We start from the raw sequence: 25,970 nt of genomic DNA, 5'->3' as shown, positions 1-25,970 counted from the left end.
AAGACTACTTTTGTTTTAGTACACACAAGCAAGATAACGACTTGCAACTAGAAGAGGACTCACGTTCTCTTCTTTTTTTTTATCCATACACAAAAGAAGAGGCTGCCCTTTTGAGACAGCCTCTTTTGCTTTTATAATGATTATGCGTTATTCGATGATCACCAGGAAGTAATCTTTCTTTCCTTTTTGAGCAAGCATGTATTTCCCATGAAGCAAATCTTCGTTGGTAACTTTTTTGTCTAGCGTAATCTTCTGCTTGTTAAGACTTACACCATTACCCTGAATTGCTTTTCTTGCTTCTCCTTTAGATTTATAAATCGTGGTGAGTTCACCTAACAAACTCACGGTGTCAACGTCGGGTGCGAGGATGGATTTGCTTAAACGGTACGTTGCATTTTGGTCAAAGGCATCTTCGATATCTGCTGGCGTAAGCTGAGTGAATCTCTCGAAGGAAGAACCAAAAAGAATGTCTGTCGTATTGAGTGCATGTTGCAACGCCTCAGGACTGTGTACACGTGCTGTAATATCTTCTGCCAATGCTTTCTTCAACGTATTTGGATTACCATCGGCTTCCAGCGCTGCAATCTCCTCTTGATTTTTGAAAGTGAAAATGCGAATGAAGTTTGCGATATCGGCATCAGCTACGTTTCGCCAAAACTGGTAGAACTGATAAGGTGACGTTTTTGCTGGGTCAAGCCATACATTTCCGCCTTCTGTTTTTCCGAACTTCGTGCCGTCAGCTTTCTTGATGAGTTTTGTCGTTAATGCAAAGGCATCGCCTCCTGATTTTCTTCTGATCAATTCAGTACCAGTCGTAATATTTCCCCACTGATCCGAGCCGCCCATTTGCAACTTGCAATTCTTGTTCTGATTCAACCAATAGAAATCATATCCTTGCACGAGCTGATACGTGAACTCTGTAAAAGATAATCCAGACTCGAGGCGCTTTTGAACAGAATCCTTAGAGGTCATGTAATTAACGGTGATGTGCTTGCCAACGTCGCGAATGAAATCCAAGAATTTAAACTCTTTGAACCAGTCGTAGTTATTGACCATCTCGGCACCTGACGTACCCGTGAAATCCAAAAACTTTTCGAGTTGCTTTTTGACACATGATTCGTTGTGTCTTAGAATTTCTTCGGAAAGCAGATTGCGTTCTGCAGATTTTCCTGAAGGATCGCCTACCATTCCGGTGGCACCACCCACCAGGGCTACAGGCTTGTGCCCGCAGCGCTGGAAGTGCATAAGTGTCATGATCTGAACCAAATGCCCGATGTGTAACGAATCGGCCGTTGGGTCAAATCCAATATATCCTGCTGTGCTTTCTTTCGAAAGTTGCTCCTCTGTACCTGGCATGATATCATGTAACATGCCGCGCCAGCGTAATTCTTCTACAAAATTCTTCATCGCTATTAAACTGGCGCAAATATAGAATTTGCCTGCGGATTAATAAATCGTTGCCTAATCTTCAGCGTACTGAAAAACAGGCGCTTCATAGCGATAAATGGGGTCTACCTCCGAATTTGAATCAAGCATGCAGACCTCATCTAAAATGCCGTTTTCAATGTGATATACCCATCCATGAATGTTCGGGCGCTGTCCCTCGCGCCACGCCTGCTGGATCACCGACGTCTTGGCAAGGTTCATACATTGCTCTACAACATTCAATTCAGTTAAACGATCCGCACGGTCATCGAAATTCGGAATCGCCTCAAGCTCGTTACGGTGAATTCTATAGGTATCCTTGATGTTGCGCAGCCATTTGTTGAGCAAGCCAAGATCTTGATTGGTCATGGCGGCTCTAACACCACCGCATCCATAATGACCACATACGATAATGTTCTTGACTTTCAATACTTGAACGGCATATTGAAGCACGCTCAGTACGTTCATGTCAGTATGAATAACAAGATTGGCAATATTTCGATGAACGAATATATCGCCAGGCTCAGTACCTGTTACTTCATTTGCTGGAACCCGACTGTCCGAACAACCGATCCAAAGAAATTCCGGCGTTTGTGTCGTTGCATGTCGAGCGAAATACTCGCTGTCCGATTTTATACGATCGTTTGCCCAGGCTTTATTTTGTGCTAATAGTTTTTTATAGGATTCCATGTGTGTTTCTTAATGTGTTTGGTGTTCTTTAACGAGTTGACCATGCTCTTTTTTCATCGTCACAGCAATGTTTCGTGACGGCGCGTCTTGTATAAAATCATCGATGGTATTTCGAATATCGTTGTCAATGTATTCGGCATGCTCACTGTCGATGACGAGTGTTGAACCTTCCGGAATACGTTCGAATGTCTGACGAAGTACTGAGCGATTCAAGAATGAAACATCCTTGTTGAGTTTGATCAAATACTTCTCGCCCTGTTTCATAATCGTGATTGCAGACTTAATCTTTTTGAAAATTGAAAATCTTCCATTCCCATTTCCGTCAACGCCATTTTCATGATGGTGACTGCCGCGAATATTCGACCGTACCACAAAGAATAATCCGACGACCATACCAACTGCGATACCTACCAATAAGTCGGTGAACAGAATAGCGAGTACGGTGATGATGAAAGGAAGAAATTGGTCCCAACCTTTACGGAAGAAATCTCGGTAGATCGAAGGCGATGTTAATTTGTAACCGGTCATCAACAGGATCGCGGCGAGAGCCGACAAAGGAATCATGTTGAGGACAGTTGGAATCAAGATTACTGTCGACAGCAGGAGCGTGCCATGAACGATAGTAGAAAGCTTTGTCCTTGCGCCAGCGTTGATGTTGGCAGAAGAGCGAACAATTACGGCTGTGATCGGAAGCCCGCCGAGCAATCCTGATATAGTGTTACCGATACCTTGTGAACGAAGTTCTCGATTCAATGGCGTTGACCTCTTGAATTGATCCAACTTATCGGCGGCCTCGATGCTAAGAAGACTTTCGAGACTGGCAACCAAAGCAAGTGTAACCGCTACTTTGTAGATCAACGGGTTAGAAACTTGTGAGAAATCTGGAAGCGTAAACAGCCCTACAAATTCTGAGAAGTTTCGAACAGATTGGAGACTCACAAGGTGTTCTTGCGCTAAGGCTAGGCCGTCGGAAAACTGATTGAACAATGTATTCAATACGATACCAACAATCACCGCGATGAGTGGACCGGGAATGAACTTGAGTACCTTGTTTTTCTTGATTGCCGGCTTATCCCATAAAATCAAGATAATGATCGCCGTGAGCGAAATGATAATCGCGCCGGGCGTTACTTTGCTCGCGGCGTTTATGATTTCAGAGAAAGTGTTTTGTCCATCTTGTTGGATGAATGTTTCATCACCTTCATAATCCTTGTCGTATCCCAACGCATGGGGTATCTGTTTTAGAATAAGAATAAGTCCGATCGCCGCGAGCATACCCCGAATGACGGATGAAGGAAAGAAAGCTCCGATCGTACCGGCTCGGAAAACACCCAAAAAGAATTGGAGAATGCCACCAAACATCACAGCAAGGAGGAAAGCTTGATAGGAACCGAGGTCGTGAATAGCAGCGATAACGATAGAGATCAACCCAGCTGCGGGACCACTCACGCTCAAGTTAGAGCCGCTAAGTGATCCGATCACGATACCACCGATAATCCCCGCGATGATACCCGCCAAAATCGGGGCACCACTGGCGAGAGCTATTCCTAAGCAGAGGGGAAGGGCGACAAGAAATACAACGATACTTGCCGGCAAATCATATTGAAGGTTCCCAAAGGGATTCGAAACATTGCGCATTTTGAAAAAAGATAATGTAGGCGACAGCCAATTTCAGACGAAGCGCGCATGACCGATTAAAGCAATCATACTAGCCCCTGTTGATTTTGGAAGTCAGATAATTCAAAAAAATCTAAAAGGAGAAGGCTGCGAGATGTTGCAGCATGAATTATGCCTTAGGCGGCGGGGAGAGTGTTTCGCGATAAGCAGCTTTTGTGTCGAAAGTGGTCCAGCAGTGCAGCGTCATTTTCTTAGACTCCTTCGTGCTGGAAAAATCATGTAAGGCTGGTGTGAATAAGACTGTCTCTTTGGCAACGGATTCTTCTTCAACGGATTTTGAGAAATCCTTTTCCTCTTCATTCGCCGCGCCAGCAAGGAGCTTGTAAATGTTTACTTTCATCTGGCCGTCATTTAGAAGCTTAAGAGCTTCGACTTCAGCGAGAAACAAACTCATATTCATAACCAGAAGACCCGTAATCACGGTCATTATCTTCCGACAGAATATGGTCCTAAACATTTTCATGTTCAAAAATACGTCATTTTTTTAAATTAGTTACCTTTCCGTTTTATGAATGCTGATCAAACCCGGATCAATGGTGAATTCGACCTGATCAGTTGTGGTCACCGAAGGACGAAAACTTTAATATAGATTTAATCTTACCTATGAAACAGCCCGACGCGCTAAACCTAGTCGCACAATTCCATCAAACATTTAAACATCCAGTGCTCAATACGCCCACCATACCCCATGAAGATCGGTGTAAGCTGCGTGTGGCACTGTTGGCAGAAGAACTAAAAGAACTTGAAGTGGCCATCTTGGAAAAAGATATCGTAGGTGTAGCCGATGCGTTGTGTGATCTTCAATACGTATTGTCGGGTGCAATTTTAGAGTTCGGTCTTGCTGAAAAGTTCGCGGCGCTGTTCGAAGAAGTTCAACGCTCAAATATGAGTAAGGCTTGTAACTCTGAAGAAGAAGCGAAAGCCACAGTTGAACACTATTTAAAAAAAGATGGCACCGAATGTTACTACAAAGAGGAAGCAGGGAAGTGGTTAGTGTATCGCAAGGCTGACAATAAAACCATTAAGTCAATCCAGTACAGTCCTGCCGAACTCGAATCGATAGTTCTCAAGTAAAGGGTTGATAGACTGTCCTTTAAAGGGTTAGTCCAGGGCATTCTTTGTGACCCAGTAACGGTAGGCAACCAATACCTTGTCGACATTTGATAGGCGGTTAATGTCGCGCTTACTATAGCGCGGCAGTATTGCTCTGTTGATGCGCGCGAGTGTTTTAAAAACAATCTTTTTGAACATGGTCTTATATCGAGATAGGTGGTGATTTCGTTTTTATAAATTATATTTAAAATTACTAACTAAGACGAATGGAAACCACAAATACATTTCTCGACATATGGAATACCATTATGCTCTCTGGCGCACTTGTGATTGCCGGCTTGGGCATATTGATCTACCTCTTACACAAACTTCGTGTAACAACAATCCAAGATTACAAAGCGAAGTACGACTACATCAATCAATATGAAATCAAAACGTATAAGCGCGTTTTTCTTTGCTTCGCCATCGCTGCAGCAATGGTGATAAACCTTTACGGGATGAGCAAATTGAAGACGGTCGAGGTCTGGTTCTTTGTACGACTCTTCATGTCTATTGCGGGCGGAACTTTAATTGCTTACGTAGCGGCGCTTGTGCTTGATTATTACTATCCAACCGTGTTGAATAAAAAGCTTCGGAAGTGGCGCTATTTATCTCGTCCGAGTAAAGCCGGTGGTAAGATGAGGTTATTAAGCGAGGATGAAGAGGATGTTCACCTGGAAGAAGGGATGCAAGCCGAAGAAAATGTGTTCTCTATCGATTATGATGTGTGGCTTGATGAAAGTTCAGGCGAAATTAGAATTGATAAATATCCCGGTCACCTGCAAGCGTTGAAGTGCAATAGCTGTGGATTTTATACGATGCGTGTCGTGAAAGAAGAAATCACACGCCATCCAAGCAAGGATGCTAACGGCGAGTTGATTAAGCATTTTCAGTGCTCGTATTGCAAGTCGGTACGTGCAACCGCGTACAATATATCAACAAAAGAAGCTGGCGATTATAAAGCGGCAACGGAACACAGCTTTAGAAAGAACAAGAATATTGATTTGGTGCGCGTGGAAATACATTCCAATGTCGCAGGGAAAAAATTCTTTGATTTTTCAAACATCGAGCAGGCGCAGAAGTTTTTAGAAGAATACGACGCCGAAAAAGTGTCTTGATCTGGAGAATTTTATCGCCGATTGAAACGTTTTTCGTTGTAGTTATGTAAAAAACATGGCCTGCTTGATAGCATGGACGTTTAGAAGGGAAAGGCATGGATTTTGCCTAAGTATTACATTAATCGTGGGAAAGATGAAGAAAAAAGTATTAGCAGGGCTTATGGGTTTGACCCTAATGGTCACCAGCCTGGCGCAAGCAAATGTAGCCGACACAACGCGACTAAAACCGAAAGCGGTCTATGGGAAAGAAGCGAAGGCTATAGCGTATCTTCTGGATAACAACCATTATCGTAAAATTGCACTGAACGATTCTTTGTCGAGTGTGATCTTAACTGAGTTGATCAAGAATCTGGATAATAATAAAACGTATTTCACTACTTCAGATATTCAGACGTTTGAAAAATACAGAACAAAACTCGACGACCAAATCAAGGCCGAAGATGTGAGCATTGCGTATGAAGTGTATGCGCTTTTCAGGAAACGTTTCGATGAACGAATGACATACGTATTCAATAAGCTGATCAATCAGACTTTCGACTATTCTGCGCAAGAGGATTATGAAACGGATCGTGATAAAGAACCTTGGTGCAAGAACGAACAAGAATTGAATGAAGTATGGCGTAAGTTGATTAAGAGTCAAGCGTTAAGCTTAAAGCTTGCAGGTAAAACGCAACCTGAAATAGAAAAGACGTTGCGCGATCGTTACGAACGATTCCAAAAGAATATCGTGCAGTTTAACACAGAAGACGTATTCAGTCTCTATATGAATACGGTAACAGAAGCGTATGACCCACATACCAACTACTTTTCTCCAAAAGCAGCCGACTTGTTTAAACAAAGCATGAGCTTATCGTTAGAAGGTATTGGTGCACGTTTGCAAATTGAAAACGATTATACCAAGGTAGCCGAGATCATCAATGGTGGGCCTGCTCAAAAAAGTGACCTCATACACGCAGGCGATAAAATTACAGCTGTAGGACAAGGTGAAGACGGGCCACTGGTTGATGTGGTGGGATGGCGTTTAGATGAAGTGGTGAAGTTGATCAAAGGTCCTAAAGGAACAAAGGTGAAACTTCAGATCTTACCATCTGAAACAGGGATGTCGGGGCCATCAAAAACGATTGTGATTGTTCGCGATAAAATTAAACTCGAAGACCAACGCGCTCAAAAAGATGTGAAGCGCTATACAAAAGATGGGAAGGATTTGAAACTCGGCGTAATTACGCTTCCAAGCTTTTACATGGATTTTGAAGCGTATCAAAAAGGAGATCCTAACTACATGAGTACCACTCGCGATGTTCAAAGGTTGATCAAAGAGCTTCAAGCCGAGAAAGTTGATGGCTTAGTGTTGGACCTTCGTAATAATGGCGGAGGATCACTGACCGAAGCGATCGATCTCACCGGGTTGTTTATTAAAGACGGCCCAGTGGTGCAAGTGAAAAATTCAGCAAATAGAATAGAAGTGGGTGCCGACGATGATCCAGGGGTCGTCTACAACGGACCGTTGGTGGTAATGACGAACCGATTTAGTGCTTCAGCTTCCGAAATTTTTGCAGGCGCAATCCAAGATTATCACCGTGGTGTGGTGGTAGGCGAGTCTACTTTCGGCAAAGGAACTGTGCAGACTGTAATTGACCTTAGTAGGTTTATCAACGATGAAGAACAGGTAGGAGAGTTGAAATTGACGTTCCAGAAGTTCTATCGTGTTACGGGAAGTAGCACCCAAAATAAAGGGGTAACACCCGATGTGAAATTGCCAACAGCGTTAGACCCGGAGCAGTTTGGTGAAAGCGCTAGTCCAAGTGCGCTTCCATGGGATGAAATCCGCGGGACGTTGTTTCAAAAGACACCAGTGATTACCGATCGCGTGATTACAGGATTGAATAAGTCCTATCAGGAGCGTTTGAAGTCTGATCAAATTCTTCATCGCTTTGTTACCGATACAGAAGAAGTTAGGAATAGCTACAAAGAGACACGTATATCATTGAATGAGGCTGTGCGGAAGAAAGAAATCGAGGAAGCTGAGAAAAAGAAACAGAATGCTGCCATGAGCACTGAGATTGGCGGTGAAAATAAGAAAGTCAATTCTGGCGGTTTAGAAGATCTTGATGATGAATACCTTCGCGAAGGCTTGTTCGTACTTGGCGATTTGATCACTTCCAAGATTGGATGACCTCAATCTGCTAGCATAAAAGAAGGGAGCGAAAATTCGTTCCCTTTTTTTGTATCCGATGCCATAAGAATAAGTGTTATTTGGATCAAATTATTATTTTCGGGCTGCTTAGGATAACTCATGAGTGAAGAACTACTCAAAGCCATCATTCAACTTTTTGCAATCGTTGCCCGCGAACGGATCACCGAAGATGAGCGAACGAATATTAAAGAGTTTTTAAGTCTTCACCTGAATCGTGAGGCAACCAGCTACTATCTCAAGCTGTTTGATGAATTCTGTCAGGCACAGGAGTCCGGCGTAAATCAGGAGTTGAGTCTAGATGCCGACACGCAACAATTCGTTGACGATTGGGCCAAGATCATGCAGATCGTTAAGAAGGTTAATCAAGCCTTGACGATGCAGCAGAAGCTGGTACTCATTGTCAAGATCATTGAACTCGTTACAGCTGACAATGAGATTTCTGACCGGCAAGGAAACCTGATCTTTTACATCGGGCAAGCGCTGAAAATTCCGCAGTCTGATGTGCATGCCCTTCAGCAATTTGTCATGGGGCAAGACATTGATGAGCTTGCTTCCAAGAATGTTCTCATCGTCGACGAAGGTTCTGGAGATTATATCGGCCCGAGGTTGATAGAGAAAGACCTGACAGGTCTTATTGCTGTTTTAAGACTTCCGGATGCCGAGGCATACTTTATCAAATATTTGGGTATTACCACGCTGTATCTGAATAGTATACTCCTGAAAAGCCGGAAGATTGATGTCTTTCCGACGGGAAGTACGATCCGCGGCGATAAAGTCGGACCAATCTACTATAGCGACATCGTTGGGAAATTCCTCATCGATCATAGCAAATCTCAAATTACGTTTACGGCAGATCATATTTTTTACCATTTCAAAAGTGGTCGTGCCGGAATTCAAAATATCAACATCGCTGAGCAAGGTGGGAAATTGATCGGCTTGATGGGCGCCAGTGGCTCGGGTAAGTCAACGCTGCTAAATGTTCTTAATGGAACGGAGAAACCGTCCAGTGGTCGCGTGTTGATTAATGGAATAAACATTCATGAGCACCCTGAAAAAGTTCAGGGAATCATAGGTTATGTTCCTCAAGATGATTTACTCATCGAAGATCTGAGTGTATTCGAAAACTTATACTACGCTGCGAAACTTTGCTTCGGGCATTACACAGAGCGACAAATCATGGAACTTGTCGTACGTGTGTTGATGAATCTGGGGCTTACCGAAATTAAAGATTTGAAGGTTGGCTCGCCGTTGCAGAAAACAATCAGCGGTGGCCAACGGAAGCGATTAAATATTGCACTGGAGCTTTTGCGAGAGCCTACCATTCTTTTTGTTGATGAACCAACATCAGGGCTTTCGTCGCGGGATTCCGAAAATATCATGGACTTATTGAAGGAACTTGCACTTCGTGGGAAGATGGTATTCGTGGTGATTCATCAGCCGTCGTCCGATATTTTCAAGATGTTCGATAGTTTGATCATCATGGATGTTGGCGGCTTTCAGATTTATTATGGCAACCCGGTTGAGGCTGTGATCTATTTTCACGAAATCATCCATGCGGCTAACAAAACGCCAGGCCCTTGTCCGGAGTGTGGTAATATCAATCCAGAGCAGATTTTCAGTATCATTGAGACGAAAATTGTAAACGAGTATGGTCGTCTCACCAATACGCGCAAAGTTTCGCCAGGGCAGTGGTATCAATACTTCAAACAAAAGATTCGTGTCGGTAGGGTCGAACATACCCAAGCTACACTGAGCGTTGCGCAGGAAATACCCAATTGGTTCAGCCAATTGAAGGTGTTTGCCACAAGGGACGTGCTGGCGAAGTTTGCCAATAAGCAATATTTATACATCAATATTTTAGAAGCTCCCGTGTTGGCATTCTTTATCGCATTCATGGTAAAGTATTACAACGTGCTTGATAGTACGCCGGAGTATAGTTTCTATCATAACCACAACGTGCCGGTTTACTTTTTTATGAGTGTTGTCGTGGCGTTGTTCTTTGGATTAACCTTGAGCGCCGAAGAGATTTTTCGTGATCGGAAGATTCTGAAACGGGAACAGTTCTTACACTTGAGCAGGAGCAGCTATTTGGTGTCTAAGGTGCTTATCTTGTTCGTTATTTCCGCAGCGCAGACGTTGCTGTTCACGGTTATCGGAAATGCTATTCTTGAAATTCCTGTGCTTGAAACGAGGTATTGGGTTATCCTATTCTCGGCGGCGTGTTTTGCTAACATGCTTGGGTTGAATATTTCAGCCTCCTTTAATTCGGCTGTAACCATTTACATTCTTATTCCCATTCTCATTATTCCGCAGCTCCTTTTGAGTGGTGTGGTGATTAGTTTCGATAAGTTTAATCCGCGTGTAGGAAAGCCAGTGGGTATTCCCGTAATCGGCGAAGTGATGGCTTCGCGATGGGCGTTCGAGGCGTACATGGTAACGCAGTTTAAAGACAACGCATTCGAAAAACAATTTTACGAATGGGATAAAACGGCCGCGATAGCAGAGTATAAACGTGTGTACTACATCCCGGCGTTGGAATCAAAACTGGCGTATTGTCTCAATCATCGTGGCGACTGGCGCAACACCCGCAACGAAAAAATGGTGGGTAACTTGGCACTGGTTCATCACGAGATCACCAATGAGTTGGAACTTGTCGGTAAGGATAAGTTTCCAGAAGTTGACCTGCTGACCATCGGAAAATTTGATTCCTTGGTGGCGAATAAGGCTTCCAATTTCTTGTCTACTTTAAAACAGTTTTATGCCAATCGCCTGAATAAAGCTGCCGAGGCGAAAGAACATTTGATAGATTCCTTAACCTCCACACCAGAACTGTCGGAGGAGTATGCAAGTGCCCGTGAACGTTATACAAACAAATCGGTGATTGATGCGGTCAAGAACACAACAAGTCCCGAGCGTATTTTGGAGTATGATGGTCGGTTGATTCAAAAGCTTTATCCGATTTATCAAGACGAACATCATCCTTCTCATTTCCTTGATTTTTCGGCAAGCCTCTATCAACCGACAAAGCATTTTGCCGGAAAAACCTTTGATACGTTGTATTTCAACCTGGCTGTAATTTGGTCGATGGTCATCTTGCTCTATATCACGTTATACTACGACGCATTAAAACGCATTATGCACAAGCTCGAGCGGCACCGGAAATACCGCATAAAATAGAATACATTTGTCGGGCTTTATTATTTTTGCAACAAAGGCTAAACATCAATGAAAAGAAATTATTATCTAATGTTGGGCGCCCTGATATGCTTCGCGGTGGCCATTGCGTCTTGCGGTAAGAAAGATGCTAAAGCGGAAGAAGAGAAACACGATCACGCACACGACGAACATGCTGAGTGGAAGGAGATGGACGCATTTCATGAATTGATGGCGGCGTCATTTCATCCTTACAAGGATACAATGAACCTTGCGCCGGCAAAATCACTTGCGGATAGCATGAAGGTCTCTGCTGAGCAATGGTTCAATGCACCGCTCCCTGAGAAAGTTAACAATGACGAGACGAAGGCAAAGTTGCAGGCCCTGAGAGATGGAACGGCATCATTCGCCGATCTCGTAAAATCTGGCGATGACAAAGCCGTTGGCGATGCACTCAATAAGCTTCATGACCTGTTCCATGAGATTCAGAATTTGTGGTACGGAGGCAAGGGGCACGACCATCATCACGAGCATTAAACATAAAAAACAAAGCAAGGCCGGTTAAAAAAAAAGACTGGCCTTTATTTTTTTTAAGGTTTTTTGCAATTTTTTGTAACGATTCAAATTCAATCACGACAGATTCCACATTCTAACCAATGGCAGAAAAAAGTAGCGTTTTTGATATGATCGGCCCTGTAATGATTGGCCCTTCAAGTTCTCACACCGCGGGTGTGGTACGCATTGCGCGTGTAGCGTTCAAGTTGCTGGGAGGGAAGCCTGACGTGGCAGACATTACTTTTTATAACTCATTTGCAAGCACTTATGAGGGCCACGGGAGCGATAGAGCAATTATCGCCGGGCTACTGGATTTTAAGACTGATGATAAGCGAATCAAAGATTCGTTGACGTTGGCTAGGCAGGAGGGCGTACAATATCATTTTAAGTCGGTAGGAAATGCTTCGACGCTGCATCCCAACACCATCCGTCTTAACCTTCAAAAGGGAGACAAAAAGGTTGAAGTTCTGGGCGAAAGTCGTGGAGGCGGGATTATCAATATTGCAGAAGTGGATGGCTTTAAGGCCGACTTTAGCGCGAACTTGCATACCCTAATTATAACAGCCGAAGATAAGAAAGGCAGCATTGCCTTCATTGCCGATGTGCTGGCCCATGACGACTGCAATATTGCAACCATGTCTGTGTCGCGTAAAGGTAAAAATGACGTGGCTTGTCAGGTAATCGAGATGGATTCTGGTCTGAAGCCTGTAACATTAGAATACCTTCGGAGTCTTAGCTGGATTAAAGCAGTAATTTATATACCCGATATCGATCGTTGATGAAAATGAAAAAAGTATCAGTTCTAATTCTTTCGTTCTTCACGCTTCCGTTTCTGGCGTCGGCACAGGTCGACTCGCTCGCTACGGAATGGACCTTGAAGCAATGTATTGACTATGCATTGGCCAATAGCCTTACCGTTAAACGGAGTACGTACGCCGTCGAAACAAGCGAGGTAGATTATGATGAAGCGAAATATTCACGACTACCATCTGTGAATGGGCAGGTGTCTTACGGCTCTAGTTGGGGGCGTGGTCTTGATCCGGTAAGTAATGACTTTGTTACCCAACAGATTAACTCATCTAACATCGGTGCGCAGGCATCCCTACCGCTGTTTAATGGTATGCGAATTCATTCGGCCATCAAGCAGTTGAGAACTGCAAATGCTGCCGCCGAGCAAGACTTGGCTAAAACGAAAAACGATATTACCATCAACGTTGCTACGTTGTTTATCAATGTGGTTTTTAATAAGGAGTTAGTTGAAAATGCGAAATACCAACTTGCGTCAAGTCAACAGCAATTGGATAGAACGAAGAAGCAAGTAGCAGCCGGATCCTTAGCAAAATCGGAGGAGCTTAACCTGGATGCGCAGGTGGCTACGAATGAGGTTAATCTTGTGCAGCAGGAGAACGCGCTTGCGCTATCCCTACTTCAATTAAAGCAGGCGTTGCAGATTCCGGCGTCGCAGCCTTTCGATGTAGAGATTCCAGCCATTGAGCCGCAAGATGTGATGTTGACACAATCGCGCGATGAGGTTTTCGATATTGCCAAACAAGTAATGCCTGAAATCAAGGCAGCTGAATATAAAGTTCAAAGTTCAGAATTTGCTGTTAAAGCAGCACGCGGAAATTTGTATCCTCGATTGAGCTTGATCGGAAACATCAACACAAACTACTCAAGCGCAGCGAGTCCGCGTCGAATTGTCGACGAGGGACGTTTCCTCTATGACGACTCGAATGGTGATGGGGTCGCAGATCTTGATGCTGCAATTGGAATGTCAAATGGCCAGCCTGTATACACCTATGTGCAAAATTCACATATGGAGAATTATAATGCGAGACGTCAATTCGAAGATAACATTTATCGGACCGTAACGCTCCAATTGTCGATTCCGATTTTCAATAGTTATCAAGCACGCGCAAGTGTGAGAAGGTCAGTCATTCAACGCGAAGTGGCGAAAGTAAGCGCTGCAGAAACAGCACAAACCCTTCGTCAAGATGTTGAAACGGCATACAACAATGCGGTGGCGTCGTCGAAAAGTTACAACGCGAATACACGTCAAGTACAGGCGCGTGAAGAAGCTTTCAGAATGATGAAACAACGATACGAAATTGGCGCTATCAATTTCGTAGAATATCAAGTTTCAGAAAACGATCTGTACCGGGCAAAATCAGATCTGTTGAGAGCGAAATATGACTTTATCTTCAGAACGAAAGTTTTGGATTTGTATCAAGGAAAATCAATCTATTAATTATCTACATCCATGGCAAAGCAGACAAAGAATTCAAATCGTACTCTTAAGCGCGTGATTATAGGCATCGTCGTTGTTATCGGCGTGTTAGTCATCGCCAAGATGAATGGATGGATAGGTAAGACCAGCGACATTGAGGTCGAACTAAGCAAGGCGAAACGTGTAACGATCACCGAACGCGTAAGTGCATCGGGAACTGTGCAGCCTGTTACAGAAGTAAAACTGGCGCCGGAGGTTTCCGGGGAAATCCGTGAGTTGCTCGTGGAAGAAGGAGATTCCGTAAAGAAAGGACAGTTACTCGTAAAAATTCGCCCAGATACATGGGTTTCGCAGGCGGAACGCGCCGAAGCTGCCTTGAATCAGCAACGCGCGAATCAAGTGTCTTCCGAAGCTGCGTTATCGAGAGCAGAAGCAACCTACATCCGAGCGCAGCAAGAGTTCAAGCGTCAGGAAAAACTCTGGAATGAGAAGGTGATTTCAGAAGCTGACTGGCAACTCGCGCAGCAAAATTTTAAAATTGCTGAAAATGACCTTAAGTCTGCGAAGCAGTCACTAGAAGCAGGTCGTTTCATTGTGAAAAGCAGTGAGGCAAGTTTACGCGAAGCACAAGAAAACGTGCGCCTTACAAGCGTTCTTGCGCCCATGGACGGTATCGTGTCTAAGTTGAGTGTAAAGAAAGGGGAACGGGTGGTAGGAACACAAACAATGGCCGGAACGGAAATGCTTCGTATTGCGGATCTTAATGCAATGGAAGTTCGCGTAAATGTGAATGAAAATGATATCGTGCGCGTGCAAGTTGGCAATGAAGTGGCCATCGATGTAGACGCTTACTCTAGTCAAAAGAAAGAATTTAAAGGGAAGGTTACGCTAATTGCAAACACGGCAAAGGATAAGGTTTCCGCAGACGCCATTACCGAGTTTGAAGTTCGCATCCTGATCGATAACGAATCTTATAAGGATCTCGCACAAGGTAAAGTTCCTTTCCGTCCGGGGATGACAGCCAGCGTTGATATCATGACTCAGAAAAAAGAGAATATCCTTTCTGTGCCGTTGGCAGCAGTAACTACGCGCAACCCGGATAAGAAAGAAGAAGGTAAGGACGGTCCTCCAAGTGACGAAGCTCAGAATAGTGATAAGCCTAAGCCAAAAGGTCAGGATCAAACCGTCGTATTTGTAAACCAAGGCGGAACAGCAAAGATGATCGAAGTAAAAACAGGTATTAGCGATTACGACAATATTGAAATCGTCAGCGGTGTTGCCGATAGCACTGAAGTTATCACAGGCCCGTTCTTGGCAGTATCAAAAAGGTTGAAAGATGGTGACAAAATAAAAACTCAACCGAAGCCGGAATCGAAACCGAAGACGGCAGAAAATAAGTAAAGTGAAAGCCTCGTTTTGAACGGGGCTTTTTTATTTATATTCAGGCAAAAAAAGTATGGTTAAGCACCCTTGGCATGAAGTATCGGTAGGAGAAAACCCTCCAGAAAAAGTAAACGCTATCATCGAGATCCCAAAAGGTTCACGGGCAAAGTACGAGATAGACAAGGATAGCGGGTTGATCAAACTCGATCGCGTTATTTTTGCCTCGATGTATTACCCCTTAAACTACGGCTTTATTCCGCAGACACTGGGCGAAGATCATGACCCATTGGATATCGTCGTTCTTACGCAAGTAACCGTGGTGCCCCGTTGTTTGATACCGTCAAAAGTAATTGGTGTCATGCAGATGATCGACCGTGGAGAAGCTGATGATAAGATTATCGCGGTAGCAGAACAAGATCCTAGTGTGAGTCATCTCACCGATGTAAAAGATCTGCCGGATCATTTGATGGCAGAGCTAAAACATTTCTTCGAGAACTACAAAACACTCGAAAATAAGAAAGTAATTGTCGATGAGTTCCTTGGGAAAGAGGAAGCGATGAAAATCATCAATACCAGTATTGATTTTTACAAACAACATTATCCAAAAAAGTAAGCGCCTTCATTCCACTTCAAATCTTTATCTTTGCCGCTGATGAAAATATCTGTAATCATCAGTACGTATAACTCGCCAGCGTGGCTTGAGAAAGTCTTGTGGGGCTACGAATGTCAAACCTTTAAGGATTTTGAAGTGGTAATCGCTGACGACGGTTCGGGTGAACCTACACGTCAACTTATCGAACAATTTAAGCAGGCGGGTACGCTCAATATTATTCATGTGTGGCATGAGGATAGGGGATTTCAAAAATCCGAGATCCTCAACAAAGCAACCGTCGCGGCGTCGGGTGATTATCTCATTTATTCCGATGGTGATTGTATACCAAGAAAGGATTTTGTTGAGGTTCATCGTCTGAAAGCCGAGGTGGGATATTTCTTGTCGGGCGGGTATTTTATGCTTCCGATGGACACAAGCAAGGCCATCGAGAAGGACGATATCTTAAACGGGAGTGCGTTTGATGTGCAGTGGCTATCAGAACATGGCTTGCCCAATACCTTCAAGACAATGAAGCTTACCAGCACGGGTTTTAAAGAACGATTCCTCAATTTCATCACACCCACAAAGCCTACTTGGAATGGACACAACGCCTCGGGTTGGAAAAAAGATATCCTTGCCGTGAATGGATATAACGAGCAAATGCAGTATGGCGGACAAGATCGGGAGTTAGGTGAACGTCTTGTAAATAAAGGCATACGCGGCAAACAAATTCGGTATAGTGCAATTTGTGTACACTTGGATCACAAGCGCGGATATAAAACACCAGAATCAATTCAGAAGAATCAGAATATTCGGAAAGAAACGCGTCAGCAGAAAAAGGTGTGGACTGCATTTGGAATTCAAAAGACTGCCGCTCCACCAACAACGCTCTAGCGCATGCGCCGAAAAGTACTGCTCGTTGAATTCAAATATCACCAAGAGATTATTCCGTCTCAGTTGATGCTATTACTCGACGCTGGGTATGACGTCCATGTTTTTCTCGATAAAAATCTCTGGGATGAACAACTTCTTGGTGTGTTCAAAGATCGTGTTTCGTTCACGCTTCTTCATGACACTAAAAAAATATTCCGAAAAATTGCGGCCATTTTTCAACTCCGGAAATATGTGCGCAAACACGGAATCTCACACCTGGTAATTAATACGCTCGATTCAAATTTTAATTACTATGTACTGAAGTTTTTGCCAGGCCTTCATGCCGTTGGTATTGTGCACCAAGTACATCGGTTTGTAAAAAAGCAATCTCATCGTAAAAGTCTGAATAAGGTAAATGCTGTTGCAACGCTGTCAGACTATACGCTTGATTATTTTCGAAAGCACATAGTGCTGAAAGTTGAGTCTGCTTTTTTCTATCCAATTTATTTCGAGACAAAATACCAAGCCACAACAAAAACGCGTGCCGAGGTGACCGTTGTTGTTCCCGGTCAACTGGATTTACGGAAACGCGACTATTTCCAATTGATAGCAGCGGTTGAACGTATGCCAAAATTGGAAGGCGTTAAGTTTATCTTGTTGGGGAATAAAAATAAAAATGATGGCAAAGCTGTAGTTGCTACAATTGAATCGAAAGGATTGTCAAAGTATTTTGTTCTCTCGGAAGGGTTCCTTCCTTACGACCAGTTTTTTCAATACATCGCTAGTTGCGATTATGTGATGCCGCTTTTGAGTGATAACATTTCAAATTATCGTCAGTATCTACAGAGTCAGATATCGGCTAGTTTTAATTGGGGTTACGCTTTTAACAAGAAGCTACTCCTGCATATCGATTTTTCACAGGTGGTGAAACGAGTTGATGCTGTTTTTTATGATAACGACACGTTGTCGAATGTTCTATCGCAACTAAAGAAGGAAGATACCTCGATGGTGAGGTCCGAGTACTTTGATTTTAAGAAGCAGCAGGAAGCTTATCTTTCTTTGTTTGGGACCTGAATGTCGGTACGCCCAAGTTGATTTAACTTCATCATTCGGAATAGAATTGCATTGAACATAGTGAAGAAAAACAAAGCGCTTTGCAAGTTTAATGTGTTAAAAAGGAATGTTGCCATCCACATTAATAGAAATGCTACGTATAAATAATTTTGGCTGCGCAAGGCCATCAAGCATGGTATAAATAAGCATCCAACCAATAAAAGCAGCTCCGTAATCCCTGTTCGAATCATCGAGCTTAGGTATTCATTATGGGCATTTTGTCTTTCGTGCATCATAATTACCCAGCCGTGTGATTCATAGCAAGGTTGAAGTACATCCTTCTCGTCGCCGGATCCATATCCTGTGAAAAAGTGATGGTCGCTAAGCAAATCAATAGCACAATACCATGAGCGCAGGTGGTAAACGGTCGACAGAGATGATGATGCTGAATTGTCGATCTCAAAATCAGATTTCATCGCGATCGCTGCGGCATCGTCAAGACCTAGTTGCATTCGCGTGACAACAGACTTACTGTTGAATACGACAATTCCTACAACGACGAGCAAGACAATGATTCCGGCAATCGCCATTCGAGCATTGATTTGCGATCGGATGACAAGGACCAGGACAAATGCCAACACAATGAAAACGAATGCCGCGAGCGGGGCACGTGATTGCAAAAGAAAATTAAAGACGCATAGGTATGCAGCAAGCCCAATTAAGATACCTCGCTTGAGTGTAGATGCCGCGTAGGTGTATAGATCATAGGCAATAAAAAACACTGCGAAGGATACGAAGACGGTGACAAACGAAGGATGAAGATCTAGAAAATCAACAAGATTGAGGTAAGTGATTTGATCAAAGCTCCGCACGTCTGGGGGGGCCGAAAGCATGTTATATCCCGCTTCAGCCAAACTGATGAACGAGCAAATACTTAAGCCCACAATGAAGGCATAACAAATTGCTCTAAGTTGATGTCGATCGAGGTCGCTAAAGAATACAAGCAGTGGAAAAATCAGGTAACTTAATCTGGACTCCAGTCGCAGATAGCCAGCGTCCATGTCTTCGGTTAATATCAGTCCCGGAATGTTAATCAGGTAGAGTGAAGCAAACAGGAATAAAAATTTGCCGTAAACACCCCATTCATAACGAATATATTTTATCGAAGAAACGGCCCACAAAATGAATGAGATTGCTACAAAAAGTTTAGTTACGACCATGTCAAAAGGGATGAGCAAGGCCACCAGGCACAAACTGTAGAAGAAAAGCTTTCCTTTAGACATTCGAAGGCGTAGGCTAAGTAAAGCGCAAATAGCACTTAAATTTTTAAAATTAAAAAGCACAAATCATAGTAAAGATCACCAGAAAAAATGCTAATGTTTTGATAAGTAAGCGGCTATTTCCATCAGCCAAGCAATTCCCATATGAACGATGATCCCGCCCCACACACTCCTCGTCTCCAGTGCCACCACACCCAGAATAAAACCACCAAAAATTGAACTAATCGCTTCGCCCATAGGCTTACCGAAATGAATGAAACAATAGGCAGTAATCATCGGCAGAATGCACTTACGTCCGAGGACATGCGCCATGCCGATCACCATGAATCCGCGGAATAGATACTCGACGGTAACAAAATCTAACCCGTACACCAGCTCATAAATCCCAGCGGTGACCCACTCGGGAATGCCTAAATAAATATGAGCACCCGAAGGCTTATACATCGGGTATTGCCGGCCAAAACTTCCTTCGATTGAAGCAATCGCGATCAAGGGTATCATGATTGCCAGCATGATAAAATAAGGTCTAACATTAAAGCGGTCTGGCTTAAGACCATAGATGTGCTTCTCCGTACGATCAAATTTGTAATAGTACAGCAGCAATGGAATCATGATGATCATCTGACTCAGGATGTTGTTGCCAACTTTATACACCCACCGCTGCAAGTCTTCATGAAAAAAGTAAGCAATCACTTCCCGCACGTATGGCATACTGCAGTCTATACTAAGGATTATCAATACAAGAAGACTCTTACGCCAGAATATACGATCTGACCAAAATGCATCCTCGTTCCTGAAAAAAGTGTATGTTGATAACGCGACATAATACGCTGTGGCATACGTAAGGAAAAAACAAAAGACTTTGAATACGCCTACTTGCTTGTCAAGAAATCCGTTCTCCAGATTAAACGTGTAGTTGATGAATAGGCCGAACGCAATAAACGCGGCCAGAGACGTGTATTGGAGAAGGTGGAAATCTTCTTTAAGGTGATGCCGTAAATAGTTCCAGATCTTTTTCATCACCAGCTAACCAAATGCTGGTGTACGCGATGAATAGGTAAGCCCATGACATTAAAATAAGAACCCGTTATCTTTTCGATGGCAACCATGCCGATCCAATCCTGTGCACCGTAGGCACCGGCCTTATCGTAAGGTTTGTAGTTGTCGACGTAAAATTCAATTTCAGCTTGTGTAAGCGTTTTGAAAGTTACTTCAGTCGTGTCATCAAACGATTCCTCTTTTTCTTTCGATACTATGCACACGCCGGTAATGACGAGATGTGTTTTTCCGGAAAGACTGGAAAGCATTTTAATCGCTTCACTACGATCGAAAGGTTTGTTGAGGATCGTTTTTCCGAGAACCACTACGGTATCGGCCGTCACGATTATTTCATTCTGAATTTTAGGACGGAAGTATTCCGCTTTTTTTGCAGCCAGGAATTTTGCAACCTGATCCACAGGTAATGTATCCGGAAAATCTTCTTCGACATCAGGCTTCTCTACAGTGAACGTAAATCCCGCCTCCTTCATTAAATATTGTCGGCGTGGAGAACTTGAGGCCAGGATTAACGGTCGATTTGAAGGTATCATGCGAAAGGATAATAAACAGGTGTGTTGAATTCACGATCTATGATTGAGCTGAAGAGAAATCCACAGATCACCTTGGGATAAAAGTATGTCGATTTCTGCGGCATCGTAAAACCGCTATCGCAAATTTTCTTTACTTCTTCGATAGAAACTTCATTGGTGATGATTGCCATCTGTGAACGTCCATCATTAATGCGGTTCAAGCAGTCTGCAAAGTTTCGATCAAACGCGATATGCTCGGACTTGCGTTGTTCTTTTCCTGCAATTCCAAGAATTTTTTCAATAATGAAATAGTGCATTACTGTTAAATCCAGCGCTTTCACTTCCGGCGGAAATGGCCAGTGAAGTTTTTCAATAGACTCTGGTTTAAGTTGAATTTTATACGCGGTGTCTTTGAAGACAATACCGAAAGTCCATTGCTTACCAGCGATGACTTCTGGCAGCGTCGTGGCATCGTCGATCACTTTCACCTTGAAATGCTTCTCTAATTTTTCCAGTACGGATTCGGAACTGAAATTTGGTAAACCAACGATGAGCCTGTGCGTCGGAAGGATTCGCAGGTCATCTGATTCGGTATTGGTAAAGTACATCAAATGAAAATTGTATCCTTCTTTGCCCGTATGATAGGGGTTGGATCGCTTTTGCTGGTGCATGTTGGCGAGGGATCCCTCGTATCGATGATGACCGTCGGCCAGTATGATTTTCTTTTCTTTGATTAAGCTGAGAAATTGGTTGACTGCCTTGCCGTCGTGAATCACACCCACAACGTCACGGACGCCTTGATAGTCTTCACTTTCATACAAGGGTGATGCAATGGCTTCATCCATTAGTTTTTCTAAAGTGAAGGTGGGGTCTGTGTATAGCCCATGCGTTGGACTCACGTGCAATCCTGTTTTTTCAAGAATTTCAACACGGTCATTGACAGATTTTGGAATTGTATTCTCGTGACGAAGGATGACTTTGTCCTCCCAATCGTACACGCGTACATGTGCAATGAATCCTTTTCGACACGAGGGACGTGTGCTTCCCGGTGTTTTGAAATATTGATAGTAAACGTAGATCGCTGGTAATTTATCTTGTAAGATCACGCCGTTTTTTTTCCAGTCATCCAACAACATGGCAGCGCGTTCTCCGGCCAACGGTGGCTGTGGAACGGAAAGGTGAATGCTGTTCAAAGGATTCTTGTAAAGCGCCGCGCGTTGCTTGTCGGAAACAACGTCGAACAGTGGTGATAAGAGGTCGTCTATATTGGTGGCGAGCTCGGTGTTGTATCGCCAAGCTCTTACCGGTAAAATTTCTGCCATTCGTGTTCAGTTAAACGCGGTTCTTTTTCCAGCGCGAGGGTTGTGTGGTTGGTACCGCCTCGGCTGCTGACTTTGCTTTGTTTGTAAGCGTAGTTGCCAATGCCGCCGCGAGCATGGCTTCCGTCGACGATGTATGTTCTTTTAGCAGCGCTGGTCGAAAGAAGTTTTCTACAAACTTGGTGTCGAATTTACCCGTTCGAAACGCTTCATGTTTCATTACGAAGAGACAAAAGCCAAGCGTCGTTTCGAGTCCCGTAATTTCATACTCGTGAATTGCGCGAATCATTTTCTCGATTGCTGCTTCTCGCGTCTCTGCATGACAAATCATTTTTGCAATCATCGGATCATAGTAGAATGGAATCGACATCCCTTGTTCAAATCCGTCGTCAACGCGAATGCCATGTCCTTGTGGACGTTTATACGTTGTCAAGGTGCCGATGTCAGGGAGAAAGTTGTTAGCAGGGTCTTCAGCGTAAACGCGAATCTCTATGGCATGTCCATTGATCTGTAAGTCTTCCTGTTTGAAGGGCAACGGTTCGCCTTGTGCCACTTTGATTTGACATTGCACGAGGTCTAGCCCTGTAATTTCTTCGGTCACAGGGTGCTCGACCTGCAGACGTGTGTTCATCTCCAGAAAATAGAAATTCAATTTTTCATCGAGAATGAATTCAACAGTTCCGGCGCCATAATATCCGCATGCTTTAGCCACGTTGATGGCAGCTTCGCCCATCTGTTTTCGCTTCGCAGGTGTGAGCACGGATGAAGGCGCTTCTTCAACAACCTTTTGGTGACGTCGTTGAATCGAGCATTCACGTTCGAACAGGTGAACAACATTTCCGAGTTTGTCGCCAAAAATTTGGAACTCGATGTGACGCGGACTAGTAACGTACTTTTCAATGAATACAGAACCGTCGCCGAATGCTGATTTTGCTTCGCTGATCGCGCGCTCCATCTGTTCTTCGAACTGGCTTTCGCTATCGACAACACGCATCCCCTTACCACCGCCACCGGCACTTGCTTTGATCAGAACGGGATACCCGATCGCTGATGCAATTTGTTTCGCCTCTGATAGGTCTGTAATTGGCTCCGCTGTTCCCGGTACCAACGGCACGTTAAACTTTGCCACGGCTGCCTTTGCAGCGAGCTTGCTACCCATCAGCTCGATCGCGGCCGCGGAGGGACCAATAAAGATTAGTCCCGCGTCTTCTACGGCTTTGGCGAAGTCTTCATTCTCCGATAGAAATCCATAACCAGGATGTATGGCATCGGCGTTGGTTTGTTTGGCTGCAGCAATGATCTTTTCGATGCGCAGGTACGATTCGGAAGATGGGGGAGGTCCTATGCAAATTGCTTCATCCGCATAGCGCACGTGAAGCGATTGTCGATCGGCTTCGCTAAATACGGCGACTGTTTGGATTCCCATTTCGCGGGCAGACCGCATAATTCGGAGTGCAATTTCTCCGCGGTTTGCTACCAAGATTTTATTGATTTTTGACATGAATTGGCCGGAAAATGCAATGGTAAGCATAATTATTACGTGCACAAATAAACAGGCACTCTTCCGATCCCAATTTTTCCTTATTTTTGCCGCAATTTTAATGAACCGTGAAATGGTAGATTTATTCGACAAGCTCAAAATGGAGGCCGGTCCGCTGGCTAAGTATTCCCATCTTCCTGATGACTATTTCTTCTTCCCGAAACTTGAAGGGGAGATTGGTCCTCACATGAAATTCAATGGTAAAGAAGTGCTCAACTGGAGTTTGAATAATTACCTCGGTTTGGCTAACCACCCAGAAGTTCGTAAAACCGATGCTGACGCTGCTGCGAAGTACGGCATGGGCTTACCAATGGGTGCGAGAATGATGTCAGGAAACTCGTTAAACCACTTGGAACTTGAACGTCAGCTCGCTGAATTCGAAAAGAAAGAGGATGTAATGCTGCTCAATTTCGGCTACCAAGGCGTAGTATCAATTATTGATGCTCTGGTTGATCGCAAGGACGTGATCGTTTATGACGCAGAATCGCATGCATGTATTATTGATGGCGTTCGCCTACACATGGGGAAACGCTTCGTGTACTTGCACAACGATATGGATAGTCTCGAAAAACAACTCCAACGTGCTACTAAGCTGGCTGAAGAGACAGGTGGTGGAATTTTGGTGATTACTGAAGGTGTTTTCGGGATGTCTGGAAAGCAAGGTGACTTGAAAGGCGTTGCCGAGCTCAAGAAGAAATATAAGTTCCGTTTGTTCGTTGATGACGCCCACGGTTTTGGGACTATGGGTAAGACCGGTGCTGGTTGCGGCGAAGAGCAAGGCGTGCAGGATCAGGTCGATCTATACTTCTCTACGTTTGCCAAATCAATGGCGAGTATTGGTGCATTCGTTGCGGGACCGAAGAATATCATCAAGTACCTTCGTTATAGCGTTCGCTCACAGATTTATGCGAAGAGCTTGCCGATGCCACTAGTGGTGGGCGCGCTCAAGCGTCTTGAATTGTTAAAAACTCAACCCGAATTGAAAGCAAACCTTTGGAAGATCGTGAATGCGATGCAAAATGGTCTTAAAGAGCGTGGTTTCAATATTGGATCAACATCTTCGCCTGTTACGCCCGTGCTGTTTAAAGGCGGTGTAGGTGAGGCTGCGAACATGGCGATGGACCTCCGTGAGAACTTCGGCATTTTCTGTTCAGTTGTAATCTATCCTGTTGTTCCTAAGGACGTTATCATGTTCAGGATCATTCCAACGGCGGTACACACGCTTGACGATGTGAACCGTACATTAGAAGCCTTCTCGAAACTGAAAACGAAGCTTGATAGCGGTTTCTATAAAGAAGAAGTACTGGTGTCGGTAACTAAGGGAGTCTAAAAAAAGCCGCGTTTCTGGTTGTTTTTTAAGGTTTTTATTTAAATTGGCAGAGGAAACTAATTTTTAAATCCTAAAATCTGAAAGACAATGCAAAAGTTTCAAGAGCTTAAAGATCTCATTACTTCACTTGAAGGAGATATAGACAAGTTTTACAACAAAGGAAACAGTGCTGCAGGTACCCGCGTTAGAAAGGGAATGCAGGATCTGAAAAACCTAGCTCAGGCTATCCGCACTGAAGTTCAGGAACTTAAGAATAAAGCTTAGGCTTCAGATACACCCTTAACAATCAAAAGCTATTAAAGTAAAGCCGTTCATTTGAACGGTTTTCTTTTTTTATGTCTTGCGCTTCTTGGCCGCTGATTTCTTGGCCACTTTGGTCGCGGTTGTCTTTACTTTCTTTGGTGCGGTTGCCTTCTTCGCAACCACTGGGCTTTTAACCTCATTACCAAGGATCTGGGCTGCGTGATTCTTGGTATCTACCTTTTGGATGATTTGCTCCAGTAAGCCCTCCTCATTGATTATAAACGTAACGCGCGCGGTGCCGATATACTTCCGACCGTACATTGACTTTTCAACCCACGTGCCGTACGCGTCGTGCACTGTCTTGTCTGGATCGGCAAGCAATCGGAAAGGCAATTTCTCTTTTGCAATGAATTTCTGATGCGACTTCTCGGTGTCGGTGCTGATCCCCAAAATTTCGTAACCCGCCTTTTTAAGTGCTTTGTAGTTATCCCGAAGGTCACACGCCTCAGCCGTACAACCCGGTGTCATGTCCTTAGGATAGAAGTATAGTACAAGCTTCTTTCCTTTAAAGTCCGAAAGCTCGACAACATTACCCTGTTCGTCTTTTGAACGGAAGTCTGGTGCTTTGTCTCCAACTTGAAGTGTCATAGAAAGTTAG

23 protein-coding genes and 1 pseudogene are annotated in these 25,970 nt (G+C 44.0%); 13 read left to right on the top strand and 11 right to left on the bottom strand.

Annotated features, from left to right (window positions below; translation table 11 throughout):
• Positions 1–147: 147 nt before the first annotated feature.
• The 4 genes from tyrS to DQQ10_RS26655 all read right to left on the bottom strand — a co-directional run bounded on the left by tyrS (position 148) and on the right by DQQ10_RS26655 (position 4,132).
• Positions 148–1,407 carry a tyrosine--tRNA ligase gene (tyrS, locus tag DQQ10_RS26670; RefSeq protein ID WP_112750010.1) on the bottom strand — a complete coding sequence of 420 codons (1,260 nt, stop codon included), beginning with the start codon at positions 1,405–1,407 and terminating at the stop codon, positions 148–150.
• A gap of 54 nt (positions 1,408–1,461) precedes the next feature.
• Complete coding sequence (gene can / locus DQQ10_RS26665; protein ID WP_112750009.1) at positions 1,462–2,115, bottom strand: carbonate dehydratase; 654 nt, start codon at positions 2,113–2,115, stop codon at positions 1,462–1,464.
• A gap of 9 nt (positions 2,116–2,124) precedes the next feature.
• Positions 2,125–3,753, bottom strand: coding sequence for a SulP family inorganic anion transporter (locus tag DQQ10_RS26660; protein ID WP_112750008.1), 1,629 nt, complete (start codon positions 3,751–3,753; stop codon positions 2,125–2,127).
• A gap of 148 nt (positions 3,754–3,901) precedes the next feature.
• Positions 3,902–4,132 carry a hypothetical protein gene (locus DQQ10_RS26655; RefSeq protein WP_133259778.1) on the bottom strand — a complete coding sequence of 77 codons (231 nt, stop codon included), beginning with the start codon at positions 4,130–4,132 and terminating at the stop codon, positions 3,902–3,904.
• 263 nt (positions 4,133–4,395) lie between these two features.
• On the opposite strand from DQQ10_RS26655, the gene DQQ10_RS26650 reads away from it, so the two are divergent.
• On the top strand, positions 4,396–4,866 hold the full coding sequence (locus tag DQQ10_RS26650) for a pyrophosphohydrolase domain-containing protein (RefSeq protein ID WP_112750006.1): 471 nt from the start codon (positions 4,396–4,398) through the stop codon (positions 4,864–4,866).
• Between the two features lie 27 nt (positions 4,867–4,893).
• On the opposite strand, the gene DQQ10_RS28040 is transcribed toward DQQ10_RS26650, so the two are convergent.
• On the bottom strand, positions 4,894–5,043 hold the full coding sequence (locus DQQ10_RS28040) for a hypothetical protein (RefSeq protein WP_165824140.1): 150 nt from the start codon (positions 5,041–5,043) through the stop codon (positions 4,894–4,896).
• Between the two features lie 68 nt (positions 5,044–5,111).
• Here DQQ10_RS28040 and DQQ10_RS26645 point away from each other — a divergent pair, with 68 nt between their 5' ends.
• The 10 genes from DQQ10_RS26645 to DQQ10_RS26600 all read left to right on the top strand — a co-directional run bounded on the left by DQQ10_RS26645 (position 5,112) and on the right by DQQ10_RS26600 (position 18,053).
• On the top strand, positions 5,112–6,002 hold the full coding sequence (locus tag DQQ10_RS26645) for a hypothetical protein (RefSeq protein ID WP_245970554.1): 891 nt from the start codon (positions 5,112–5,114) through the stop codon (positions 6,000–6,002).
• Between the two features lie 133 nt (positions 6,003–6,135).
• Positions 6,136–8,175 (top strand): carboxy terminal-processing peptidase, encoded by a 2,040-nt coding sequence (locus DQQ10_RS26640; protein ID WP_112750005.1) that lies wholly within the window; start codon positions 6,136–6,138, stop codon positions 8,173–8,175.
• 120 nt (positions 8,176–8,295) lie between these two features.
• Positions 8,296–11,373, top strand: a complete 3,078-nt coding sequence (locus DQQ10_RS26635; RefSeq protein ID WP_112750004.1) for an ATP-binding cassette domain-containing protein — start codon at positions 8,296–8,298, stop codon at positions 11,371–11,373.
• Positions 11,374–11,421: 48 nt separating this feature from the next.
• On the top strand, positions 11,422–11,886 hold the full coding sequence (locus DQQ10_RS26630) for a hypothetical protein (protein ID WP_112750003.1): 465 nt from the start codon (positions 11,422–11,424) through the stop codon (positions 11,884–11,886).
• Positions 11,887–12,005: 119 nt separating this feature from the next.
• The gene (sdaAB, locus tag DQQ10_RS26625; RefSeq protein ID WP_112750002.1) at positions 12,006–12,683 is read left to right on the top strand and encodes an L-serine ammonia-lyase, iron-sulfur-dependent subunit beta; all 678 of its coding nucleotides are present in this window, start codon (positions 12,006–12,008) and stop codon (positions 12,681–12,683) included.
• 5 nt (positions 12,684–12,688) lie between these two features.
• A complete protein-coding gene (locus tag DQQ10_RS26620; RefSeq protein WP_165824139.1) occupies positions 12,689–14,152 on the top strand; it encodes a TolC family protein in 1,464 nt (487 codons plus the stop codon).
• Between the two features lie 12 nt (positions 14,153–14,164).
• Complete coding sequence (locus DQQ10_RS26615; RefSeq protein WP_112750000.1) at positions 14,165–15,532, top strand: efflux RND transporter periplasmic adaptor subunit; 1,368 nt, start codon at positions 14,165–14,167, stop codon at positions 15,530–15,532.
• 55 nt (positions 15,533–15,587) lie between these two features.
• Positions 15,588–16,127, top strand: coding sequence for an inorganic diphosphatase (locus DQQ10_RS26610; RefSeq protein ID WP_112749999.1), 540 nt, complete (start codon positions 15,588–15,590; stop codon positions 16,125–16,127).
• Between the two features lie 39 nt (positions 16,128–16,166).
• The gene (locus tag DQQ10_RS26605) at positions 16,167–17,000 is read left to right on the top strand and encodes a glycosyltransferase family 2 protein (protein ID WP_112749998.1); all 834 of its coding nucleotides are present in this window, start codon (positions 16,167–16,169) and stop codon (positions 16,998–17,000) included.
• A 3-nt stretch (positions 17,001–17,003) separates the two neighbouring features.
• Positions 17,004–18,053, top strand: a complete 1,050-nt coding sequence (locus tag DQQ10_RS26600) for a glycosyltransferase family protein (protein WP_112749997.1) — start codon at positions 17,004–17,006, stop codon at positions 18,051–18,053.
• Here the strand turns inward: DQQ10_RS26600 and DQQ10_RS26595 are convergent.
• The 5 genes from DQQ10_RS26595 to accC all read right to left on the bottom strand — a co-directional run bounded on the left by DQQ10_RS26595 (position 18,029) and on the right by accC (position 23,700).
• The gene (locus DQQ10_RS26595) at positions 18,029–19,252 is read right to left on the bottom strand and encodes an O-antigen ligase family protein (protein WP_165824138.1); all 1,224 of its coding nucleotides are present in this window, start codon (positions 19,250–19,252) and stop codon (positions 18,029–18,031) included. The two genes, DQQ10_RS26600 and DQQ10_RS26595, sit on opposite strands and share 25 nt — an antisense overlap.
• A gap of 153 nt (positions 19,253–19,405) precedes the next feature.
• Positions 19,406–20,332: a CPBP family intramembrane glutamic endopeptidase gene (locus DQQ10_RS26590; protein WP_112749995.1), complete on the bottom strand. Its 927-nt coding sequence runs from the start codon at positions 20,330–20,332 to the stop codon at positions 19,406–19,408.
• A complete protein-coding gene (locus tag DQQ10_RS26585) occupies positions 20,332–20,901 on the bottom strand; it encodes a Maf family nucleotide pyrophosphatase (protein WP_112749994.1) in 570 nt (189 codons plus the stop codon). Before DQQ10_RS26585 ends, DQQ10_RS26590 begins: the two co-directional genes overlap by 1 nt.
• Positions 20,898–22,202, bottom strand: coding sequence for a DUF1015 domain-containing protein (locus DQQ10_RS26580; protein WP_112749993.1), 1,305 nt, complete (start codon positions 22,200–22,202; stop codon positions 20,898–20,900). The genes DQQ10_RS26585 and DQQ10_RS26580 overlap by 4 nt, the downstream gene beginning before the upstream one ends.
• A 10-nt stretch (positions 22,203–22,212) precedes the next feature.
• Entirely contained in the window at positions 22,213–23,700 is a 1,488-nt protein-coding gene (gene accC / locus DQQ10_RS26575) for an acetyl-CoA carboxylase biotin carboxylase subunit (protein WP_112749992.1), read from the bottom strand.
• Positions 23,701–23,812: 112 nt separating this feature from the next.
• Here accC and DQQ10_RS26570 point away from each other — a divergent pair, with 112 nt between their 5' ends.
• Together DQQ10_RS26570 and DQQ10_RS26565 are read left to right on the top strand one after the other, a co-directional pair.
• The gene (locus DQQ10_RS26570; protein WP_112750012.1) at positions 23,813–25,069 is read left to right on the top strand and encodes an aminotransferase class I/II-fold pyridoxal phosphate-dependent enzyme; all 1,257 of its coding nucleotides are present in this window, start codon (positions 23,813–23,815) and stop codon (positions 25,067–25,069) included.
• 87 nt (positions 25,070–25,156) lie between these two features.
• The gene (locus DQQ10_RS26565) at positions 25,157–25,333 is read left to right on the top strand and encodes a histone H1 (protein ID WP_112749991.1); all 177 of its coding nucleotides are present in this window, start codon (positions 25,157–25,159) and stop codon (positions 25,331–25,333) included.
• A 183-nt stretch (positions 25,334–25,516) separates the two neighbouring features.
• Here the strand turns inward: DQQ10_RS26565 and bcp are convergent.
• Positions 25,517–25,960, bottom strand: a pseudogene (gene bcp / locus DQQ10_RS26560) (thioredoxin-dependent thiol peroxidase); the annotation flags it as partial.
• Positions 25,961–25,970 lie beyond the last annotated feature (10 nt).

The sequence above is a fragment of the Pseudochryseolinea flava genome (assembly GCF_003286915.1).
In the GTDB taxonomy this organism is placed as follows: domain Bacteria; phylum Bacteroidota; class Bacteroidia; order Cytophagales; family Cyclobacteriaceae; genus Ohtaekwangia; species Ohtaekwangia flava.
This window is presented reverse-complemented; position numbering and strand designations above follow the sequence as displayed.

What these genes read in the sequence shown, in the direction of transcription:
- tyrS (WP_112750010.1), bottom strand. Translation starts at nt 1,407, where the DNA reads ATGAAGAATTTTGTAGAAGAATTACGCTGGCGCGGCATGTTACATGAT.
- can (WP_112750009.1), bottom strand. Translation starts at nt 2,115, where the DNA reads ATGGAATCCTATAAAAAACTATTAGCACAAAATAAAGCCTGGGCAAAC.
- DQQ10_RS26660 (WP_112750008.1), bottom strand. Translation starts at nt 3,753, where the DNA reads ATGCGCAATGTTTCGAATCCCTTTGGGAACCTTCAATATGATTTGCCG.
- DQQ10_RS26655 (WP_133259778.1), bottom strand. Translation starts at nt 4,132, where the DNA reads ATGAAAGTAAACATTTACAAGCTCCTTGCTGGCGCGGCGAATGAAGAG.
- DQQ10_RS26650 (WP_112750006.1), top strand. Translation starts at nt 4,396, where the DNA reads ATGAAACAGCCCGACGCGCTAAACCTAGTCGCACAATTCCATCAAACA.
- DQQ10_RS28040 (WP_165824140.1), bottom strand. Translation starts at nt 5,043, where the DNA reads ATGTTCAAAAAGATTGTTTTTAAAACACTCGCGCGCATCAACAGAGCA.
- DQQ10_RS26645 (WP_245970554.1), top strand. Translation starts at nt 5,112, where the DNA reads ATGGAAACCACAAATACATTTCTCGACATATGGAATACCATTATGCTC.
- DQQ10_RS26640 (WP_112750005.1), top strand. Translation starts at nt 6,136, where the DNA reads ATGAAGAAAAAAGTATTAGCAGGGCTTATGGGTTTGACCCTAATGGTC.
- DQQ10_RS26635 (WP_112750004.1), top strand. Translation starts at nt 8,296, where the DNA reads ATGAGTGAAGAACTACTCAAAGCCATCATTCAACTTTTTGCAATCGTT.
- DQQ10_RS26630 (WP_112750003.1), top strand. Translation starts at nt 11,422, where the DNA reads ATGAAAAGAAATTATTATCTAATGTTGGGCGCCCTGATATGCTTCGCG.
- sdaAB (WP_112750002.1), top strand. Translation starts at nt 12,006, where the DNA reads ATGGCAGAAAAAAGTAGCGTTTTTGATATGATCGGCCCTGTAATGATT.
- DQQ10_RS26620 (WP_165824139.1), top strand. Translation starts at nt 12,689, where the DNA reads ATGAAAAAAGTATCAGTTCTAATTCTTTCGTTCTTCACGCTTCCGTTT.
- DQQ10_RS26615 (WP_112750000.1), top strand. Translation starts at nt 14,165, where the DNA reads ATGGCAAAGCAGACAAAGAATTCAAATCGTACTCTTAAGCGCGTGATT.
- DQQ10_RS26610 (WP_112749999.1), top strand. Translation starts at nt 15,588, where the DNA reads ATGGTTAAGCACCCTTGGCATGAAGTATCGGTAGGAGAAAACCCTCCA.
- DQQ10_RS26605 (WP_112749998.1), top strand. Translation starts at nt 16,167, where the DNA reads ATGAAAATATCTGTAATCATCAGTACGTATAACTCGCCAGCGTGGCTT.
- DQQ10_RS26600 (WP_112749997.1), top strand. Translation starts at nt 17,004, where the DNA reads ATGCGCCGAAAAGTACTGCTCGTTGAATTCAAATATCACCAAGAGATT.
- DQQ10_RS26595 (WP_165824138.1), bottom strand. Translation starts at nt 19,252, where the DNA reads ATGGTCGTAACTAAACTTTTTGTAGCAATCTCATTCATTTTGTGGGCC.
- DQQ10_RS26590 (WP_112749995.1), bottom strand. Translation starts at nt 20,332, where the DNA reads ATGAAAAAGATCTGGAACTATTTACGGCATCACCTTAAAGAAGATTTC.
- DQQ10_RS26585 (WP_112749994.1), bottom strand. Translation starts at nt 20,901, where the DNA reads ATGATACCTTCAAATCGACCGTTAATCCTGGCCTCAAGTTCTCCACGC.
- DQQ10_RS26580 (WP_112749993.1), bottom strand. Translation starts at nt 22,202, where the DNA reads ATGGCAGAAATTTTACCGGTAAGAGCTTGGCGATACAACACCGAGCTC.
- accC (WP_112749992.1), bottom strand. Translation starts at nt 23,700, where the DNA reads ATGTCAAAAATCAATAAAATCTTGGTAGCAAACCGCGGAGAAATTGCA.
- DQQ10_RS26570 (WP_112750012.1), top strand. Translation starts at nt 23,813, where the DNA reads ATGGTAGATTTATTCGACAAGCTCAAAATGGAGGCCGGTCCGCTGGCT.
- DQQ10_RS26565 (WP_112749991.1), top strand. Translation starts at nt 25,157, where the DNA reads ATGCAAAAGTTTCAAGAGCTTAAAGATCTCATTACTTCACTTGAAGGA.